We start from the raw sequence: 19,975 nt of genomic DNA, 5'->3' as shown, positions 1-19,975 counted from the left end.
ACTGGAGTAGCGATCGTTCAGGTGAGGGTCATGCCAATTTACTGGATCAGCAGGTTTTCGCCATTAAAAATCACGGTGGATACCCGGCAAAGATTCACATTATTCTGAGTTGTCTCTTCCCGTCCTGCGGTAATGACTCGAATATCGTAATAGCAGCTACCGGACACCTCAGATTCAAAGTTAATATCCACCTTGCCGCCGGATGGCAGAATCTCTTGACCTAAGACATCTTCTTCCCAACTATTGGTCTGCACTGTAGACACATAGATTTCCTGGATCTCGGCGCTACTGTCGTTGACCAGGGTAAAGTCACGTTGATCGGCACGGGCAACAGCACTGAACAGCAAAGGAGACGCAATGGTGACAGCAGCTAACACACGCCGCAGAGACTTCTGGCTCATAGTAATCTGGCTAAAGTAAGTGAGGTGAATACCTGTATTGTGTGTTGGATGCAACTTTTAGAATAAGCTGGAAACCACGGATTGCTTCCTTAAAGGTAAGGTAAGTGAACGTATAAATACGCAATAATACTTATTTTATGTTTTCTAGACTACATGGTTGTACGGCTTGCAGATAACTTAGAGGCGGTATATCTAGAGATCGGTCTGAGTCTAGCCCTGGCTATGATTGGCTAGCCGCCGCTAAAGTTAATCAGCCTGCCAGTCCAAAACTTTATGCAACCCATTCAAGCTGCTCAACTCATACCGCTTTCGGTGACAGCTAGACTACATTTGATTGAAGACTATGCCAGTTTGGTCAATATCCCTGCCGAACTGCATCCCGATTTCCATCGCGCCTATCAGATCGCGACTGTACTTACACCAGCGTTACCTGCCTTCATCCAACACCAGATTCAACTAGATGTTTCTCAAGGATCTATTTTTCAGCAGGAACGCCAATCTCTAGCAATTGCCAATGAATGTGAAGAGTTTGCCGATCGCTTTATTAGGCTGATGCCGTCATTAGTCAGATCTCCAGCAGCCATGTCAGCTAACCCACGCAATCTTTACGAGCTTTGTGGAGCAGCCGTTTTTGTTGAAAGCAATTCAATTTCTAGACAGTTAAGTAGACCGATGGGCGATCTTTGGGAGACGATCGCTAACATTAGTCCTTATGCAATTAGTCCCGAAAAAGACTTTGGCATCAAAATCACAGGCATTGATGCAGTGATCCTCCGCCAGGGGCAAGGTTTACCTGTATTCGTACAAATCAAAACCCAACGAAACACTCTCACAGGAAGTCAAGCACCTCGATCAAGAAGTGAACTAGAACTGCATCAGCACAGGCTCTTTGCCGCCGCTTTCTGTACAGGAGGTAGTTGGACATTCTCTAGTCCCAGTATTCCTCGTGCTTGCGGTGCTGAATTCTGGTCAATGATAGGGTTGGACTATGAGTTATTGAAGCTTCATGTTAAAAGGATGATCCTTAATATTCAGACTGCTTATGTTGAATTTCAACAGAAACCTCCAATTTGAAAGAATAATCGAGGCTTTGTCCTTAGAGAGATAAAGAGAGTTGTTTGATAGAACTGGAATGAGTATTTCCGAGGATATCTGCTTCCCAACTGACATCATCAGTTCTTAAGTATCGGGAATAAGGAAAGTCCTGAAAAACCGATGTTTCAACACCATTGACATGATCTAATAATGCTCTAGCGATGGCTCGACCTAAGGAACAGGGAACTGCATTGCCAACTTGCCGATATTGGTCAAGCAGACTACCCTGAATGAGCCAATTGTCAGGAAATTCTTGTATCCGTTTATACTCTTGGATACTCAAAGGTCGATCTTCTTCTGGGTGCGCTAAGTCCGTTGCAGGCATTGCAGGGTGCGTAACCAGGGTCGGTGAAGGTTTGTCCCAAGCTAATCTTCGATAGAAGCCTGTTTTGCCACCTCCAGCCCGGTAGGATGCTCCTAATGCTTCCTCTTGTAACTCCACGGGCAAATCCCGCCAATATTGTCCAGGTTTGAGAAGCCGGTAATATTTCAGACGTTTAGCTGGAAACTTAACAAAATCGTGGTGATCGTTTGGCAATCCTGCCAATGCCTCTCTAAGCGTTTTCCACTTCGGCAATTCATATAACCCTTTTTCAGAATGGGTTGGTGACAGATACGGGAGTTTCGTACCATCCCGGCTACAAATGAGCACGACTCTCTCTCGTTGCTGAGGTGAGCCAAAATTAGCGGCGTTATACAGGTTGAAGGAGATTCCATACCCTGCCGCCTTTAATCGATGAATGATGTGAAGGAGCGCTCCTCCTTTCTGTTCTTCTAGGGAAAGTGGTGGATATTGACTACCCCTCATTTCATGGGGTCTGTGCTTTAACGGCGCAGATAACAAGCCTCGGACATTCTCAATCACTGCAAATTTAGGTTTGAGCTCAATAATCAAATCGATGAAGGTGAGAAATACATTGCCACGCTCATCATTGAAGCCCTGCCTTTTACCAGCGCTACTAAAAGCTTGGCAAGGTGGACCACCCACAATCACATCAATATCCTCTTGAGGAAGTAATTTTGCTTGTTCTCTAATTTGACTCGCTGAGTAATCGCGGATATCCCCGATCAGAGCAATATGAGGTTTATTGGCTTCGATCGTCCTACGGGCTGCCTTATCTACTTCACACGCTAGGATGACTTCGATTCCTTCTTTTTCTAACCCTAGATCTAGTCCCATACACCCCGAAAAAAAGCTTAACGCTTTCATCGCAGGTTGAGTGGAAGATCGTCTTGTATGATCTGGAATTGTAGAATCTGGCTGATCCCCTTTACAGCGATACTCATTAGCCGACTCTGATGCAATGACCCATCTGTTGGTAATGACTTCTCCACTCAGTTCACCGCTTCTCAGCAGTTTGCGAACATATTGTTCCGAGTAGCCCAGGATTTCAGAGGCTTCTTTGACAGAGAGGTATCCTATAGACATGCAGTTTCGCCCACGAAACCAGAATTAAGTACCCATCCTAAGGGGGAGTACAGTTGTTTTGCAAGTTCTGTTGAGATTGTGCCACCACGTCGCCAAATCATAACAGCCGTGTAACATGCCAATACAGCAAATCGGTGAAGACTGCTGTAGCTGAAGCTGAGATAATTTATTGCTGATTTGAACCGATCAGTATCTTGAGATACCCGATCGTTATACTGACGAATTACCAGTTTATGAAGCTCTGTCAACCACCTGTCCCACTCCAACGTGGGGATCTCCTTTATGTCATTGCTCCCAGTGGAGCTTTACGCGAGTTAACTGCCTTGCATCAAGGCGTGGCGATCTGGCGCGATCGCGGCTATCGAGTTGAATTTGCACCGGGGTTCGACGATCGCTGGGGTTATTTAGCCGGAACCGATGCCCAACGTCGCCAGCAACTCCAGGTTGCCTTAGACCAACCGCACTGTCGGGGGATTCTGTGTGCGCGAGGGGGCTGGGGAGGTGCCCGCTTACTGGAAGACTGGAATTGGCAATTACCGGAACCCAAATGGTTAATCGGCTTTTCGGACATCACTAGCCTGTTGTTTAGCCTCAGTCAGCAAGGCATCTCTGGTGTTCACGCCCCCTTACTGACTACACTGGCAGCAGAACCGACCTGGTCAGTGCAGCGTTTGTTTGACTGGGTAGAAGGTCGTCCCATTGATCCCTTGCAAGGGCAGGGGTGGGGCAACGGACAAACTACGGGACTATTATTACCCGCTAACCTGACTGTCGCGACCCATCTGATCGGTACGCCCCTGCAACCGGATCTATCGCATGGCGTAATTTTGGCGCTGGAAGATGTGGGTGAAGCCCCCTACCGTATCGATCGCATGTTAACGCAGTGGCGCTTAAGTGGACTACTACAACAAGTTAAGGGCATTGCCTTGGGGCGGTTTAGCCAATGTGAGCCGCCTGCTAATATTCCCAGTTTTACGGTCGAGGAAGTTGTACGCGATCGGTTAGGCGATTTAGGTATTCCGATCGTGGTCGAACTGCCCTTTGGGCATGATGGCGTGAATGCGGCTCTTCCGGTCGGTGTGATGGCTCAGTTGGATGGTGATCGAGGCACTCTGGTCATCAAATCCTAAAAAATAATCGTTTTGGTTCGGTTATCTCCCTATTTTTTTACTATGTTTCTGGAAACGCTTGCCATAGGATTGGAGTATGCTAATATCGATAGCTGGAAAAGCAGTTTCCCGCTGCTGCAATGATTGACACGATATAGAGCTTTGTTGCGGTGTCAGGTTCGGGAAACTTTCACGGAAAGCATTCGCAAAATCTATTTATTCATGATCAGAGACGGTATGAACCAGCAGGTTATTCACCCAATGGTTAAGTTGCAGCGTCAAGTGCGATCGCTGGTAGACTCTAAGGTTCTCAAACCCAACGATAGTATCTGGAAGATTGCCTTGCTGTACGGTGACGATTGGTCATTTTGGAAGCAAGAATTACTGGCCTACGACTTTACGATGCAAGACCCTGTTAGCGAACTGCTAGCAGTCGAAAGCTGGGATGAAGACGAACAGTAATCGTAATAGCGGCTTAAAGACATCTGGCTAACGCTTCAGATAATGCTTTGGCACTTGGGTAACGATCGCTCGGTTTAGGGGCAGTGACTCGTTCAATTACCCGACATAGGGACGGAGCGATCGCCGTTACACCTTCTAGATTAAATTGATAGCCCGGTTCATCTGGTTTTTTAAAGCGGCGGGGCGTTTCTCCGGTGAGCAGAAATACTAAACTCGGTCCGATCGCGTACAAATCTGATTGGATCACTGGTTTACCCTGGATTTGTTCTGGGGCACTATATCCTTCAGCGCCAATGCGGGTAGCTGACAAGGCTCCTGCTGCCTTTACAGCGCCAAAATCAAGGACGACAATGCGGTGATCCAGGGTGCGTACCAGCAGATTGCCGGGTTTGATATCCCGATGGATGATGGGCACAGGGCGGTGATGCAGGTAATCCAGGATCTCACAGGTTTGAATCATCCAGGCGATCGCCTGGGCTGGTTTGACCGTACCGAATTGCCGAACTCGCTTTTCTAAATCCTGTCCATGTACCAGTTCCATGACCAGGTATTTTTTACCTGCTTCAATAAAAAAATCATGGAATTGGGGGATTCCAGGGTGATTAAGAGTTTGCAGGGTCAGAGCTTCCCGCTCAAATAATTCTCGGGCTTTGGGAATCCGGGCAATGTCGGCATTCATTTCCTTTAACACCTGTAATTTCCCTACAGGTTGTCCAGTTTTGGGAATCATTCCCGTTTGATGCCAGACCAGATAGGTTGTGCCCATCCCCCCTCTACCCAGAACCCGTAAGATCTGATATTGCCGTACCGTCTTCTCCACGCGGATAGGCTGACCACAGTGGATGCAAAACAGGTTCTCGACGGCATTGCCCGCATGGGTACAGGGTGGACAATCGGTTTCCAGCAGCACTGGATAACTGACTGGAGTTAGCGATGAGTCCGGTGAAGGGTTCTCCTGGAGGTTCTGGGATGGCACAACGAGCGCCGGGTTAGTCCCCTCTTGCTGCGATCGCCAAACCTGTACCTTGAGTAACGGTCCCCCTTGTGCCAGTTGCACGATGGCATTGGTCAGAATCAGTCCCTGAGCCACCGATCTGCCATTTAGATAGGTGCCATTGCTGCTACGGTTAACCAATTGCCAGCAGGGTTGGGAGTGTGCCGACCCCGGAGAGGTGGGTAACTCAATTTTGTGTAACTCCAGGTGATGCCGAGAAACGAGCAAATCATCCAAAACCACCTGGTTATCTAGTGCTCGTCCAATCCGAACCGTAGACTCTGTGAGAAACTGCCATTGTCTCAAAGGAGTCTGGTGTTGGGGATGCAATAGGGTCAGAATGACCATGCCCTAGCGTAGATGACTGAGGCAGGGCCGGACTTTTGCCCGAATTGCGATCGCTGTGATATTGTCATGTCCATTATGTTGATTGGCTAGCTCAATCAGTTGGCTAACTCCTTTGTCCAAATTTGCCTGAGAACTGAGTAGGGGTTCAATATGGGTTTTGGCATGGGTTTCCAGCAGTTCATTATCCGTTAACCCGTCGGAACACAGGAGCAGCAGCATATCTTCACTGAGTTCAAAAAACTGAATATCCGGTTTGACAAAGTGTTCATCCCGTGGACCTAATGCCTGTGTGAGTTGATAGGCATCCGGACGGGCATAGGCAACCTCTGGATCGACTCCCCGCTGAATTTCGCGCTGACCTACCTCATGGTCGATCGTTACCTGTTCTAGCCCCCGCTTGCGGGTATAACGATAGAGCCGACTGTCGCCGACATGGGCAACCGCCACCTCTGTATCTTGAATTAACACCATCACCAAAGTGGTGCCCATCCGACCACTCCCCGATCGGGCATTTTGTTGATTGACATCATAAATGGCTTTATTAGCCAACTGCACCGCCTGCGATAACACCTCAACACTGGGTAGTTTGTTGCTACCAACCCCCGGAAACGGCAGGTGCTGCCAATGTTCTTTAAAAAAGCGCCGTAGGGTATCGACCGCCAAGGCACTGGCAACCTCGCCTCCCGCATGACCACCCATCCCATCACACAGAATATAGAGGTTACGGGCATGGAGGGTTTTGCCAGAAGGACTTTCTAGCTTGCTAACCTGCGTTTCAATGCCGAAATAATCCTCGTTATGGTCACGCTGTTGCCCGATATCCGTCCGACCAATCTCTTCTAAGGTAAATAATTGCATTGGCAGGACGACCGTAGGCATTTCATCACTGTCTAGATCTCCGTCCTCTTCTAGATCATCAATTTCATCTAATACCAATTCCAACCGAGTGGGAGTGCTAGCAGGGCTGGCAGTCACAAACTCAGCCTCATCTGTTTCAGTATCCGAGAGTTGGAAGGTATCAAATTCTTGCTCCAACAGATCGGGCATGGGTTGGTTGTCCTCTAATTGATTGGCGATCGCTTCCAGTCGCGATCGCACTTCCTCTGCCATGGTGATTTTACCCGCATCTAAATCGGCGAGCAGGCTGGTAATGGCATCAATCTGAGTTTTTTGGGATTCTGCAAACAGTGCTTGCCACAGTCGCCCTAAGTCTTGTATGGAGCGAGGCATGCCCGCCGGGTTAGGGTGCAACTGTTGTAAACAGAGGGCTTGGTCTTCATCCAGCCGCAGATTTGTGATATCTAATAAGGTTTGTTGGCAGTTCCAGGGAGACAGGGCTTGCCACAGTTCCACCATTTCATATAGCCAGTGCAGCACCTGAAGAACCGGCGGTGTCATCTCGCTACTCTGCCAGAGATCGATAAGTAGCGGAAACTGCGATCGATCCTCTAATAACACCACATCCTGATCTTTGTAATGCCAAGCATCATGAATGGCTGGGATGGCTTGATAAAACTGTTCTCCTAATGCCAGATAGGGTTGGGCAAAGGTGGGGATTGCCCAGGACATCATCGACGCTTGAAGCTCACCTGAATCCGCATTTGTGGAGTCATTGGGACTGGCGGATTGCCCCTCAATCATCAACATTTCTAGACAGGAAAGTTGCAGGGGTTGGCAGTCGAGTACCTTCACCTGTTGTTCGCCGGTTTCGCCCTCAAACCACGGTAAGGGTTCCAGGAGCCGATACCGCTGCTCCTCATCCAAATAATCATTAATACTCTTAGAGTGATCCCCAACGGTCAGTGCTCCGACTTTGACTTCCGGTGCTGCTTTAGCCCTGTGGTGGCTGGCAGCCACGATCGCGACCCAAATGACCCCAGAGACTGCCCCACATTCTTGACAATTCACCACATTAAAGGGGTTGAGACTGCCACATTTCGGACAGCTATTTTGGGTCAGGGAGGTGCCACACTCCTGACAAAACTTGTTTGTGACCGGATTTTCAAACTGACATTGGGGACAGACAAGCATGATGGACTTTCCTCTATTCCCATTTGGGAGTCAGATCAGCGGATGTCAGCAACGGATGCCGTAAGCAACTAACGTTGATGGCGTTACTGAGGGAACCTATAAGTAGGAGTTTCCTGATTTTCCTTAAACAAGAAACTGTAGCCTATTTAAGCAGGATTCCCCAACTAACGCCCCTGGGTACAGGTTATCTGAATCTTTCCCACCTCGCACTAGTCACTTTGGGTACCAGTTAGAGGTTTCAAGCCGTTGCTTGTCTACATGGCTCGTTGTTAGCCGAATCAGCCGAACAGGGCTCACGATGACAATGGGCGAATTCTATTTACTCTAACGCTCTCTCGTGAGAGTGATCAGGATATTCAGATGGGGTAGCCCTTCAGAAAATTGGGTGTCTACCACAGAGGGGAGAAATGGCTCAGATGGCTTCAGCCCCTTGATTGATGGCGGTTTGAAGCATATTTTTTAGCTTAAAGGGGTAGAGCTAATTCAGAACCATGCGTTACCTATCCCTTACCCAAACGTTCGGTGTTCTTGCTGGAACGCTTGGTGCAGCGATGCTGACCGCTGTCCCCAGTTGGGCGCAGCAAACCGTAATTCAAGCCCCCGATGGAACCGTTACGGCTCCCTTAGGCAGTGTCACAACGGTTACTCCCTCTGGAGCCACGATCGTCACTCCTCCGGCAACGGGTGGTACGCCTAATGGTGTCAACCCGGTTACTGTCCCTAACGCCGGTGACCCTGCTTTTGTGGTTCCTGCCGTTCCTCCAACCTCAGGGGTGACATCGGATGTGATCAGAACCTCTCCGGCTACAGCCCCCGGCACCTTTGGCGGTGCAGGAGCGACACCGAGTATTACTACACCCAACACCTCTATTACCACGCCAACCGAGATTCCGGCTGGAACTGTGAACCAGGGTGCTCCGGCTGGGGCTGGAACTGGTACCATTACCGTTCCCTAATCGCCCGGAGATAGTGCTCTCAATTAACTGGTCACCGATCGTTATCGAACGCTAACAAACCGTTCCTGCGCGATCGCCCGGAGCTTCTCTAAATCTTCTCGACGGGACACGGAAAGCGGAATGGTTGCCCGAATTTCTTCGATCAGGAGGGCTGTATCCAGGGGCTTGCCCAAATGTAGGGCATTGTAGAGAGCAACAATTACCGCTTGTTCGATCTCGGCTCCACTATAGCCCTCAGTCACCTTGACGAGAGTGGCAAGATCAAAGCGCTCCAACGGTTGTTTGCGTTGACCGAGATGGATTTTTAGGATCATCGCCCGCTCTTGGGCATCGGGTAGATCCGCGAAGAAAATCTCATCGAAACGGCCTTTCCGAAACAGTTCTGGGGGGGTTTTGGAGATATCGTTGGCGGTAGCAACCACAAATACATCCTGAGACTTCTCTTGCAGCCAGGTGAGAAAGAAGCCGAACAAGCGCCGACTTAAGCCCCCATCTGAATCGGAATCACTGTTACTGAAGCTTTTCTCAATTTCATCAATCCAGAGAACGGTCGGTGCCATGGATTCTGCTAACATCGCCGCTTGCCGAAAGTTCTTTTCCGATTCCCCGACATATTTGTCATATAGCCGACCGGCATCCAGTTTAAGCAGGGGTAATTTCCATTCCTGGGCGATCGCTTTTGCCGCCAGGGATTTGCCACAGCCCTGAATCCCGACGATCAGAATACCTCTGGGGGGTCTGAGGTTTAGTTCCCTGGCTTGGGGCGTGAACCCCACCTTGGCTCGGGCTAACCAGCGCTTGAGTCCGGTAAAGCCTCCCAGGTATAGGGGTTGATTGCTCAGGGGGAGATACTCCAAAACGCCTTCTTCGCGAATTACCTGAGCTTTGCGGTGGAGGATGCGTTCAATATCGCTGGCCGTGAGCATGCCATCGACGAGGGCTGCATAGGCGATCACCTGACGGGCTTGCTTCAGGGTCATGCCGCTTAATGACTGCACTAATGCTTGTAAATCTCGTTCCTCGATCTGCACCTGGACGCGATTCTTCACCATCAGCGATCGCACAACGTCGGATACTGTTTGGTGGAGTTCATCGCGCCCCGGTAGCTTTAGCTCAAAGTAAACGGCATCATGGGCGGTTTCTGGCGGTAATTTAATTGATTCCCCGGTCAGAATAAATGCCGATCGCCGTTGCACCAGGATTTGGATTACTTCCCGAAACTGCCGCGCTACCACCGGATCACTTAGATGGGGGGCAAAATCCTTTAGCCAAAAGATGCCTTTCTGCGTGTCTTTCTGAATGTAGCGTAAGACTTCTAGAGGATCAGAGGTTTTTTCGTCTACTGGGGCGGGGTTGGTGCTACCCACCGGCGCACATTCATCGACCCAGCGATGTTCGTGACCATGCGATCGTACTAGCCCTCTGGTAATGCTCCATTCGTAGAGGGTAAGCTTCATATCCTGAATAGCAGACTGAAGCAGGGTGAGAACGCGCTCCTCCTCCACGGTTTCAATCACGATAACGGGATGGAAGGACAGCAGCAGGGTTTGGAGGTGTTGAGCCGTGGTTGCCAGGGTATTGACACCAGCAAAAGAATTGATCATGGGCACAGTGGGGCAGTTTGTTTTATTGTGCCCTGACAGGATAAGAGACGCTCATCCCATGAATAGATCATATATACTATTATTCCCTTATTAACCATTCTTGGCTATTGGTAAGTTTTTTCAGGAAAGAAGCATTACCTGTCACAAACCAGGCATTTGAATAAACAAGTCTTAATGAAAATCGACCCTTAGTGGGATATAGTGGTTACCCATAAAAGCAAACACTAGATATGAGGTTCGCCTCGGTAGTGAGTCCAACTAAGCTTAGGTGTAGGGGTTAGTACATGGTTCAGAATATTGAGCGGACAAAGGTTTCGAGTCAGTTTCCTGCGAATGCTCCGGTGGCTAACCCCGTGTTCTACCGCACCTATAGCCGTCGAGCGAGTGGGCAACGGGAATCCTGGGAGGAAGTGACCCAACGAACGATCGCGGGATTAGTGGAATTAGGCAACCTCAGTGCTGAAGAAGCTGACCTGATTCAGAAAATGCAGCGAGAACTGAAAAGCTTGCCATCAGGGCGCTGGTTATGGGTTGGTGGTACCGATTGGATTCGCAAGCCGGAAAATTTCTCGGGAGCCTATAACTGCACCAGTACCAATGTGATCGACTGGCGAGCCTTGGGGCTGATGATGGACTTAGCCATGATGGGCTGTGGCACTGGAGCGATTCTGGAGCCGCAATATATCAATCAACTGCCAGCGATCCGAAACCGGCTGACGGTTGCCCTAGAGGGGACAGTCGGAATTACCCCTCCGGAGCAGCGTCAGGAACAGACCCAAGTTACTGTGAACGGGCATCAAGTCCGTATTCATGTTGGAGATAGTCGCCAGGGTTGGGTGCAGTCCTATCAGGCATTGTTAGAACTCTCTAGTGACGATCGCTTCTCTGACGAGATCAACGTTACAGTCAACCTGAGTGATGTCCGGGCAGAAGGGGAAATCCTCAAAGGGTTTGGGGGTGTGGCGAATCCGATTCGGTTAGCTGGACTGTATGAACGTTGTGCCAATATTTTGAATAAAGCGATCGGTCGCCAACTCACCTCGATCGAATGCTGCCTGTTAATCGATGAAGCCGCTGCCACCGTGGTTGCTGGGAATATTCGGCGATCTGCCGGGATGCGGCAGGGAATTAGCAGCGACGAGCCATTTGCGATCGCCAAGGATAATCTCTGGCAGCAAGATTCTGAGGGGAACTGGCGGATTGATCCGGAGCGGGATGCGTTGCGGATGGCAAATCACACCCGAGTATTCCACCATCAACCGACAGAACAGGAATGTATTGATGCCGTTCGCAAACAGTTTTATTCCGGGGAAGGAGCCATTCAATATGCCCCAGAAGCGATCGCCCGTGCCAATGTTGACCTACTCGATACAGCCGACAAGCGGCAAAAGTTTGTTGAACTGTATTGTCAGTCAAGGACACAGGCAAAAGATTACCTCAGACAACTCTTATTGGCAAAGAGAAATCAAGGTAAAGACCCAGTGTGTTGATACTAGGAGCAGCCCATGCAACAAACCATTGATGATTTAGAGCTTGAACTAGAACATCGCATGTCACGGTACGGCTTAAATCCGTGTGGTAGTTAATTTTGCCTCACGTTAAACACCCGGCAAAAACGGGGAAAGCTGAGAAGCTAATCCCGTGGTAACTAGAAGAGTTAATAGGCTTCTAGCACCGTACAGAGTAGAGAGTGAACCTCAAAAAGATTAGATACTAGTGTACTGTTCTTTTTAAGAATATAATCTCTCCACGAGTGTCGGGCTACTAATGAATGGCAGAACCTACTGCGGTTACTACAAAAGCTACTATCTCAGATCAACCCTTGAGTATATTTACGCTCGATACCTAGACTATATGGGAATTGCTTGGCAGTATGAAGTGGAGACATTTGAGCTTTCTAATGGCGGCTCTTACAAACCTGACTTTTTACTAGCTGATGGTTCTTATATAGAGATCAAAGGTGGGTTTAACTATGAGATAGATTTGCCCCGAATTACTACCTTTGAACAAGACTATGGAGTGACTATAGAGGTTCTTCAGGAGAAAGACTTAAGGAAACTCATTCACCCAACCCCATTTGTGTTTGAGCAACTCAAACAAGAGTGGAAACAAATGGCAGATGGGTTAGGCATGGATGTATCAGGAGTTAATATTCCTCGATACGGTGTGAGAGCATCAGAGACAACGAAAGCAAAAATTGCTGAAAAAGCAAAGTCTCGACTTCAAGATCCTGTCTACAGGATGAAATGGGAGAATGCTCGGCAAAAGAGTGATAAAGTCCGCCAACAAACCGAGCGATTACGACAATATAATCTTCAGCGGTACTATCAAGTTTTCGTTACTTGTCAGTTTTGTGGGAAGACATTTGAGGTTTTGTATCGCAAGAACGATCCTCAAAAATATTGTTCGTATAAGTGTTCTGTAAACGCGACTCGCTCCAAAACCACTCCCGAAAATAGTGAAGTTATCCAAATGATGGCTCTTGAGTTTGCTCAAGCGAATCCTGAAGCGATTAGAACATGCAAATTAAATAAAATTAAGCCTGTTCTGCAACCTTTTTACGATCGCGTCTATAGCCAATTCGGAATTCAAGATGAAAGAACTCTGAGTAAGGCACTCTTAGGTAGACAAACGAACCGTAAGGAAATTCTGAATTACTTTCGTTCATTAGTAGAAAAGGTACTCGGAACTACAGAGAAATGAATCTGTAGAGCTAGAGGATAAAGAGCCTCTAGGGTAACAGAAGCCTTTTTTTATATTTAAAGAAAGGAAGACCTTTGGAAATTTTAGGCTCAGATTTTCACTGCAATTTATCTGAGGTGCATCTCAACCAACTTGACCCGTTTAATGAGCAGGAACAAGAGGCGGCATTCACGGCAGCGGCATTATCTGTGGCGGCATTGTTAAACCACAAATTTGTCGAACCTCGCTATCAACAATCCCGTGAATTCGATCCGATCGTCGGTGTTTCTTTCACTGGATTATTTGATTTCTTTGTTCATGCCTTTGGCGTAGAGTGGTTGCGCTGGTGGGAAGCGGGTAGACCGGATACTGTAGCGGGTATCGAGTTTCGGCAACGGGAGCAAGGTTATCTGACGCGCTGGCGAGAACTGGTGCATCAAGTGGTGTGGGATTACTGCGATCGTCAGGGGTTAAAGCGTCCTAATCGCTGTACGACGGTGCAACCAGCCGGAACAAAATCCCTATTAACGGGAGCCAGTCCGGGGTGGCATCCACCTAAAGCCCAACGGTTTATTCGCCGGATTACTTGCCGGAAGAATGATCCGGTCGCCCTGGCGGGTTTGGACTATGGATATACGATCGTCCCCTCCCAATCGGATAAAGACGAAAATGGTAACCTGCTGCATGATCCGTTTGATCCCCGGTGTACCGAGTGGTTGCTGGAAATTCCGGTCGAAGTGTCCTGGGCAAACCTACCGGGAGCCGATGAAATCGCGATCGAAAAGTTCTCAGCATTGGCACAGTTCGACTTCTATATGAATGTGCAACGGTACTGGACGACCCATAACACCAGTTCCACGATCGAACTGCGAGAAGCTGAGATTGAACCGTTAGCGCAACGCATTCATGCGGCGATTCAAAACCATGAAGGCTATATCTCTTCAGCGTTATTGGCTCGGTTTGATGATCATCAGACCTTCCCCCGCTTGCCGTTTGAGCCAATTTCCAAGCAGCAGTATGACCAACTGAGCCAGGAGGTGTTGGCGCGGCGGAAAACTCAGGATTTCCATCAAGCCCTCTTGCGATATGACGCTGGCGAAATGGCAGAAGCTGGACCCGCCGGATGTGATTCGGATAAGTGCTTGTTGCCGCAATAAGCCATGATGATTTGATTTCTCTCTTGTTTTTCCAATGCGCTTTCGAGGGGGTAGGTTCGATGCCTACCCTGTTTTATGGCTGCGATCGCCATGATTCTGGTACAATCACCGCCAAGTGAACCAGGATTGCCTCCGTAGCCGTAGCCCCTGGAAAAATCCTGTAAAGATAATTAAGCTTTGTCAGTGGGAATACTGGGTGAATGTAGTTTAGGCTTCGTTACAGATGGCTCGGCACCCATTTCCTATCCTGCCTTTACCTCGCAGTCTAAGTTCCTTAGAAACCTGGGGGTTTGGTTTCAGTGGTTTGTTGCTGTGGTTAGGGCCGGCTCCGGCGATGTACGCGGCATTGGGGGCGAATTCCCTTTGGGTCTGGCTCCCCGGCACCCTGATTGGGATCTTGCTGAATTTGCAGGTCAAACGATTAGGCAGCTATGCCACTGATGTAGCGGGTGGTACACCAAACTACACCACCCACCTGTTAAGGAGATTTCCAGCCCTGGCGCGGTATGGCGCGATCGGCTATCTGTTGGGATGGGTGTCTGTACCGGCGATGAATGCAATTATCCTGACGGATTTAATTCAGGAAAACCTGGCTCCCCTGGGAATTAGCTGTCCTGTTGTGTTGCTGCGAATTGGCTTTGCTATGTTGCCCTTTGTGGTTGCCCTGAGTGGTACTCGCACCTTAGGAATTTTGCATGCCTTTTTTGTGTTTCCCGCAATCGGGTTTTTGCTGACCTTTTGCCTCCAGGGCATTGGCTGGTTAGGCTTGGCACCTGCCAGTCCCGGTCTGTTACCCGAAGTCAATACCGGCATCACGATCGTCGATTGGCTGAAATGGTTTTTTGTGGCGGTCTACGCGGTTTATGGCTGTGAGACGGCATCTTCGTTTGTGGCAGAGAGTCGGCAACCCAAAGTCACCCTGCAATGCTTAAAGGTGACGGCAAGTTGTATTCCGATCGTTTACCTGGGTGGCTCCTGGGTGATGATGCGGTTAGCCACGCAACCGAACTTAGGGGATAGCGCGTATCTCCATTTAGTCGCTGCCAGTCAACCGTTCTGGGGGGGATGGGCACCAGCGTTAGTCACGTTTTTGATCACCTGTGGATGTTTACTGAGTTCGGCAACGGCAGTCTCAAACTGTCCTCGGTTGCTGTATCAGTTGGCGAAAGATGACTACTTACCGCCTGTATTTGCAGTCATGTCGCGTCGGGGGGTACTGGAACCCAGCCTGATCTTTACTTTGTCGCTGACGTTAATCTCCCTGACTTGGGGCGATGTTTCCCGTGTGGTGATGGTGACTGGAACAGGCTACCTGACTTCAATGATGGCAATCCACTTAGGGGTGTGGCTGAATCGGGGTAGACCGGAAGCCCGGTGGGCGAATTGGTCGTTGGGCTTCTTTAGCTTAGAGGCGATCGTGCTGGTGGTTGGAGGCTGGGCATGGGGCTGGCGGGAACTGGCGATCGGTCTATCGTTACCTGTTCTGGTGAGCATCATCGCGACTCAAGTGCCCCGGCTACCGATCAGTATGGTGCAACCGACCTGGTGGCTCCGGCGCGATCGGCAAAAACCGTTTAACACTCAAACTGATTGGATTGCGTGGCAGGTGACAATTCTGATTGGTTTAATCTGTGGTGCGGTCAGTATTGGTTGGTTAGCCAGAGCCGGGTTAGAGCGCTATGGGTTAGGGAGCCATACGGCGTTATTTAGTATTTTGTTAATCACGGTTGCCTTTCTGGGGGTCGCGATCGCCTGCTGGACTACTTTGCCCCAAATTGCGGCGATTACAGAAGCGCGGGAACAGATTGAACAAACCTTAGCCGAACTGCAACAAACCCAAATGCAGTTAGTGCAGGCGGAAAAAATGTCCAGCTTAGGGCAATTAGTCGCTGGAATTGCCCATGAAATTAATAATCCGGTCAATTTTATTTATGGCAACTTAACCCATATTCAGGAATATGCCGATGATCTACTCCGTATGGTCAAACTGTACGAACAACATTACCCCGACCCAGCGCCCGAAATTCAAGCCGAAGCGGATGCGATCGATTTAGAGTTTCTACAAGCGGATCTAATTAAAATCTTGAATTCGCTGAAAATGGGTACGGATCGAATTCGGCAAATTGTCCTATCTCTGCGGAACTTTTCTCGCATTGATGAAGCGGAATTTAAAGCGGTTGATGTGCATGAAGGCATTGATAGTACCTTACTAATTTTGCAGCATCGATTAAAAGCCCATCCTGATCGACCGGAAATTGAGGTGATTCGGGATTATGGGGATCTGCCATTTATTGAGTGCTACCCTAGCCAATTAAACCAGGTGTTAATGAATATTCTGGCAAATGCGATCGATGCCCTGGAAGAAAGTAACCTGAACCGCAGTTATCAAGAGATTCAACAACAGCCCAATCAGATTAAGATTCGCACAACTATGAGTGAGGCGGAATGGATTGAAATAGCGATCGTCGATAATGGCATTGGCATGGCAGCCGCGACTCAAGCGCGAATTTTTGACCCATTTTTTACCACGAAACCTGTGGGTAAAGGAACGGGTATGGGGATGTCGATCAGCTATCAAATTATTACGGAAAAACATTTTGGTAAACTTCAGTGTTTCTCGATTCCTGGTCAAGGAACAGAGTTCATCATTCGTCTACCAATTCGCCAGCAACTACGGCAAGCGGCTTGAGTCATGGTGTCGCTATCCTAGCGGGATTGAGGTGAAATATGCTGTTTTAAATCCACTTTCGATCGCAACTCATCCTTAATTCGACTAATAATCGATTCCTCATCCAACGACGACAAAATCCGATTGACGATCGCCTTTGGGCCATCGGGGCCCCAGGAAGCGCCATTCGCCAGATACGCTTTTGTCACCTGACCAATCCCATAGGAAGAAAATCCGGCGACTCCTGCCTGTGTCAAGGCGACAGACAGATAGGGAGCCAGAGACATGCCTCCGGTTGCCGGAATCGCTACCCCCAATAACCCTTTGAGGGAACTCAGACCTAAGTTGGCGAGTAGTTCACTGGCGGTAATCCCCCCCATTGCCAGGGCAATCTTTTTCAGTAAGCCGATCGCCCCGGACTGAGTCATGGCAATCCCATACAACCGCGACAGGGAGAGAATCATGGCGACATCAATCACCGCACTGCTGAGAATATCGACGGCGGTAATCGGATTCAAAGCGATCGCGACCGCTTTTGTCATCACCGCATTCCAGATAATCCGGTTGGCACTTTGCTCCCGAATCACCATTTTGCGTTCTACCAAGCGATCATTGACATCATCGGCAAACAACATCGTGTTCAGGGCAACGAGTGACTTACCCTCGCGATGCAGAATTTCTAGGATTTTCAGTTTTAAGTTAACTACCTGAGGCTGTCCTGCCGTTAATTGCGCTGCCACCCGCCCATCAGCCCGACGTACCGCTTTCGCCACCAACGGTGAGGCTGCCGCCATGACAATTTCATCTGGGGATAACAATTCCCGTACCCGCTCATCGCGAATCTTTTCGTAAATCATCCGCCGATCGGCATCGGGATATTGATCAATCTTATTGAACACCAGCAGAATCGGCTTACTGGCCTGCCGCAGTTCCGAAAGGGCTTGATATTCCACCTTCGTCATATCCCCGGCAACAATAAACAAAATTAGATCCGCCTGTTGGGCTACCTGGCGCGCTAACGCTTCGCGGGCTTCCCCATGAATCTCATCAATTCCCGGCGTGTCGATCAGTTCAATCTGGGAGTTGCCCATACCTGGTAAAGCCGCCCGCGTTAAGGGGCGATCGCTGCCTTCCACGGACTCTTCCGAAATTTTCCAATTGGCGGTCTGGCGCACCTGGGTGACACCATGCAACGGTCCGGTTTCAAAGATCGTTTCCCCAATCAAAGCATTCAGAATTGATGATTTACCGCGTCCCACCATGCCAAATGCCGCAATATGCACCACCTGATGCTCTAATTTGTGCAGCATCGACTCTAAACCGCCAATTTCCGGCTCTAATCCCTGGCGTTCCTGGGGGCTTAAATCCAAATTTTCCACCAGATCTCGCAAAGCCGTTTGAGCCTGCCGATAATTCAGATCCGCCTGAATATCTTCAAAGCTAAAGATGGCTTCATCCAGTTCCTCGGTGAGCGGTGGCGAACTCGTGGTCAATTCTGAAGCCACAGCAGGAGAATGTACCAGTTCCGGCGATCGTTCGGGAGAATCAGACGTTGGGTTCATGAATGCCGTACAGGACAAGGGGGATACATTCTGATCCTAAACAATTTCTCACCGAGATTGGGAACGCTGCGGTTAGAGCCGCTGCATCACTTCGGGCAAGAGTTGGGCGGGAATTCTTGACATGGCTAGCGTCTGCCCCTGAATACCGAACTCGCTGTAAAAGGTACGCATGGTTTGGATCAGATGCCCTAAGGCGGTTTGGTAGAAGTTGGGTTGATTTGCCCAACCTTGCAGGGCTTGCAGATGATGATCCAAAGCCAGTTCTAGATGCTGCGATCGCTTGGTGGCATCCCAGCCCGACTCTCGGTTCATCGCCAGTTGATAGTAGGCTAACCCCAAATTATTCTGCGTCGAGGAGGGATCGAAGGTCAGCGCCGCCGCATTGCCACTCGCCACTAGCTGCTGGGCGGTATTCAAGGCAATTTTGTAAGCCGTCGTTGCCCGTTTTAAAAATTCCTGCCGATTTTCACTGGAGGTGTCCGGGGCGATCGCCAGATTCCAGTAAGCGGTGCCTAGATTATTTTGAGTTGCCGCATGGGCAGATGCCGAGGCTTTCAGGGTGCGGTAGGTTAGAGCCGTTTGGTAGGCGGCGATCGCCTGCCGCAGCAAGCTCACAGGGGACAGCACCACACCGTTCGCATCTGTCACAGGCGTAGATGGCTTAATATGTTGTGCCAGATTCCAGTAGGCAGTCCCCAAATTGTTCTGGATCATGGCGTAATGGAGTGGATCACGATCGCTACTGTAATACTCTAAGGCTGCCTGGTAGGCGGCGATCGCTTGCTGTAAATGCTTCAGGGGTTGCTGATGTTGCGCCAGATTCCAGTAGGCAGTTCCCAGGTTATTCTGAGTCGCGGCGTACCGGGCTGGATCCTGATTGAGTGTCCGATAACGTAATACTTCTTCATACGCGGCGATCGAGTGCTGCAAATTCTCAGCGGTTTGCTCTAAGCGAGCTAAATCACCATAGGCTGACCCCAAATTATTCTGAACCATCAAATAAGTCTGAAGCCGGGTCTGGGGATTGGTTCGCGTTAACGCCAGTTGATAGGTGGTGACGGCCTGTTGCAGATAGGTCAAGGTTTGCGGGGAATTCATCGCCCCCCGTGACAACATCCAGTACAGATTGCCCAAATCATTTAACACATCCGGCCACAGGGAAGACGACCCATCCAGCCAGTCCAGGGTTTGCTCGTAGGCGCGAATGGCGATCGTCAGGGTCTGACCATCGGTATAGCCTTGCTCAATGCGATCGCGATAGAGATTGCCTAATCCGTGATAGGCAGCGGCTAAGGCGGCGGGGGGAGCTTGTTCTGCCTGTAATTGCTCGATGCGCTGGAGCAATTGCATTGCCGCCGCATGTTGATCGCATAAAGGATTTTGAGCAGCTGCCGCTAGGACGAGATCCGTGAGATCGAGGGCAGATCCTGTTTGGGTCAGGGGGGAGGGGGGAGGTGTCTGTCTCTTATACACATCT

Annotated in this window: 15 protein-coding genes; 8 read left to right on the top strand and 7 right to left on the bottom strand. The window is 49.5% G+C overall.

Going from position 1 to position 19,975, the window contains the following annotated elements:
- Positions 1-38 precede the first annotated feature (38 nt).
- The gene (locus tag ACN4EK_RS28130) at positions 39-401 is read right to left on the bottom strand and encodes a hypothetical protein (protein ID WP_431661736.1); all 363 of its coding nucleotides are present in this window, start codon (positions 399-401) and stop codon (positions 39-41) included.
- A 273-nt stretch (positions 402-674) separates the two neighbouring features.
- On the opposite strand from ACN4EK_RS28130, the gene ACN4EK_RS28125 reads away from it, so the two are divergent.
- A complete protein-coding gene (locus ACN4EK_RS28125) occupies positions 675-1,475 on the top strand; it encodes a hypothetical protein (protein WP_431661734.1) in 801 nt (266 codons plus the stop codon).
- Positions 1,476-1,497: 22 nt separating this feature from the next.
- On the opposite strand, the gene ACN4EK_RS28120 is transcribed toward ACN4EK_RS28125, so the two are convergent.
- Positions 1,498-2,925 (bottom strand): DNA cytosine methyltransferase, encoded by a 1,428-nt coding sequence (locus ACN4EK_RS28120; RefSeq protein WP_431661733.1) that lies wholly within the window; start codon positions 2,923-2,925, stop codon positions 1,498-1,500.
- A gap of 233 nt (positions 2,926-3,158) precedes the next feature.
- Here ACN4EK_RS28120 and ACN4EK_RS28115 point away from each other — a divergent pair, with 233 nt between their 5' ends.
- Positions 3,159-4,055, top strand: a complete 897-nt coding sequence (locus ACN4EK_RS28115) for a S66 peptidase family protein (RefSeq protein WP_431661732.1) — start codon at positions 3,159-3,161, stop codon at positions 4,053-4,055.
- Positions 4,056-4,271: 216 nt separating this feature from the next.
- Positions 4,272-4,496 (top strand): DUF4327 family protein, encoded by a 225-nt coding sequence (locus tag ACN4EK_RS28110; protein WP_431661731.1) that lies wholly within the window; start codon positions 4,272-4,274, stop codon positions 4,494-4,496.
- Positions 4,497-4,509: 13 nt separating this feature from the next.
- Here ACN4EK_RS28110 and ACN4EK_RS28105 read toward each other — a convergent pair whose 3' ends face one another.
- On the bottom strand, positions 4,510-5,838 hold the full coding sequence (locus ACN4EK_RS28105) for a protein kinase domain-containing protein (protein ID WP_431661730.1): 1,329 nt from the start codon (positions 5,836-5,838) through the stop codon (positions 4,510-4,512).
- Between the two features lie 3 nt (positions 5,839-5,841).
- Entirely contained in the window at positions 5,842-7,869 is a 2,028-nt protein-coding gene (locus ACN4EK_RS28100) for a serine/threonine phosphatase (RefSeq protein ID WP_431661728.1), read from the bottom strand.
- Positions 7,870-8,360: 491 nt separating this feature from the next.
- Here ACN4EK_RS28100 and ACN4EK_RS28095 point away from each other — a divergent pair, with 491 nt between their 5' ends.
- On the top strand, positions 8,361-8,825 hold the full coding sequence (locus tag ACN4EK_RS28095) for a hypothetical protein (protein ID WP_431661727.1): 465 nt from the start codon (positions 8,361-8,363) through the stop codon (positions 8,823-8,825).
- A 41-nt stretch (positions 8,826-8,866) separates the two neighbouring features.
- Here the strand turns inward: ACN4EK_RS28095 and ACN4EK_RS28090 are convergent, their stop codons facing one another.
- Entirely contained in the window at positions 8,867-10,429 is a 1,563-nt protein-coding gene (locus ACN4EK_RS28090; RefSeq protein WP_431661725.1) for an AAA family ATPase, read from the bottom strand.
- Positions 10,430-10,713: 284 nt separating this feature from the next.
- Here ACN4EK_RS28090 and nrdJ (ACN4EK_RS28085) point away from each other — a divergent pair, with 284 nt between their 5' ends.
- The 4 genes from nrdJ (ACN4EK_RS28085) to ACN4EK_RS28070 all read left to right on the top strand — a co-directional run bounded on the left by nrdJ (ACN4EK_RS28085) (position 10,714) and on the right by ACN4EK_RS28070 (position 16,957).
- Positions 10,714-11,919 (top strand): ribonucleoside-triphosphate reductase, adenosylcobalamin-dependent, encoded by a 1,206-nt coding sequence (nrdJ, locus tag ACN4EK_RS28085; RefSeq protein ID WP_431661724.1) that lies wholly within the window; start codon positions 10,714-10,716, stop codon positions 11,917-11,919.
- Between the two features lie 364 nt (positions 11,920-12,283).
- The gene (locus ACN4EK_RS28080) at positions 12,284-13,132 is read left to right on the top strand and encodes a hypothetical protein (RefSeq protein ID WP_431661723.1); all 849 of its coding nucleotides are present in this window, start codon (positions 12,284-12,286) and stop codon (positions 13,130-13,132) included.
- Between the two features lie 74 nt (positions 13,133-13,206).
- Positions 13,207-14,268 carry a ribonucleoside-triphosphate reductase, adenosylcobalamin-dependent gene (nrdJ, locus tag ACN4EK_RS28075; protein ID WP_431661721.1) on the top strand — a complete coding sequence of 354 codons (1,062 nt, stop codon included), beginning with the start codon at positions 13,207-13,209 and terminating at the stop codon, positions 14,266-14,268.
- Positions 14,269-14,491: 223 nt separating this feature from the next.
- Positions 14,492-16,957, top strand: a complete 2,466-nt coding sequence (locus tag ACN4EK_RS28070) for an ATP-binding protein (protein ID WP_431661720.1) — start codon at positions 14,492-14,494, stop codon at positions 16,955-16,957.
- A 17-nt stretch (positions 16,958-16,974) separates the two neighbouring features.
- Here ACN4EK_RS28070 and ACN4EK_RS28065 read toward each other — a convergent pair whose 3' ends face one another.
- Both ACN4EK_RS28065 and ACN4EK_RS28060 read right to left on the bottom strand, forming a co-directional pair.
- Positions 16,975-18,498, bottom strand: coding sequence for a DUF697 domain-containing protein (locus tag ACN4EK_RS28065; protein WP_431661719.1), 1,524 nt, complete (start codon positions 18,496-18,498; stop codon positions 16,975-16,977).
- 72 nt (positions 18,499-18,570) lie between these two features.
- Positions 18,571-19,975, bottom strand: a 1,405-nt coding sequence (locus tag ACN4EK_RS28060) for a tetratricopeptide repeat protein (RefSeq protein WP_431661718.1), incomplete at its 5' end; no start/stop codon positions are given.

This window comes from Pantanalinema rosaneae CENA516, assembly GCF_050753385.1.
GTDB lineage: Bacteria > Cyanobacteriota > Cyanobacteriia > Leptolyngbyales > Leptolyngbyaceae > Pantanalinema > Pantanalinema rosaneae.
Note: the sequence above shows the minus strand (reverse complement) of the source record. Positions and strands in the feature narration are given on the sequence as shown.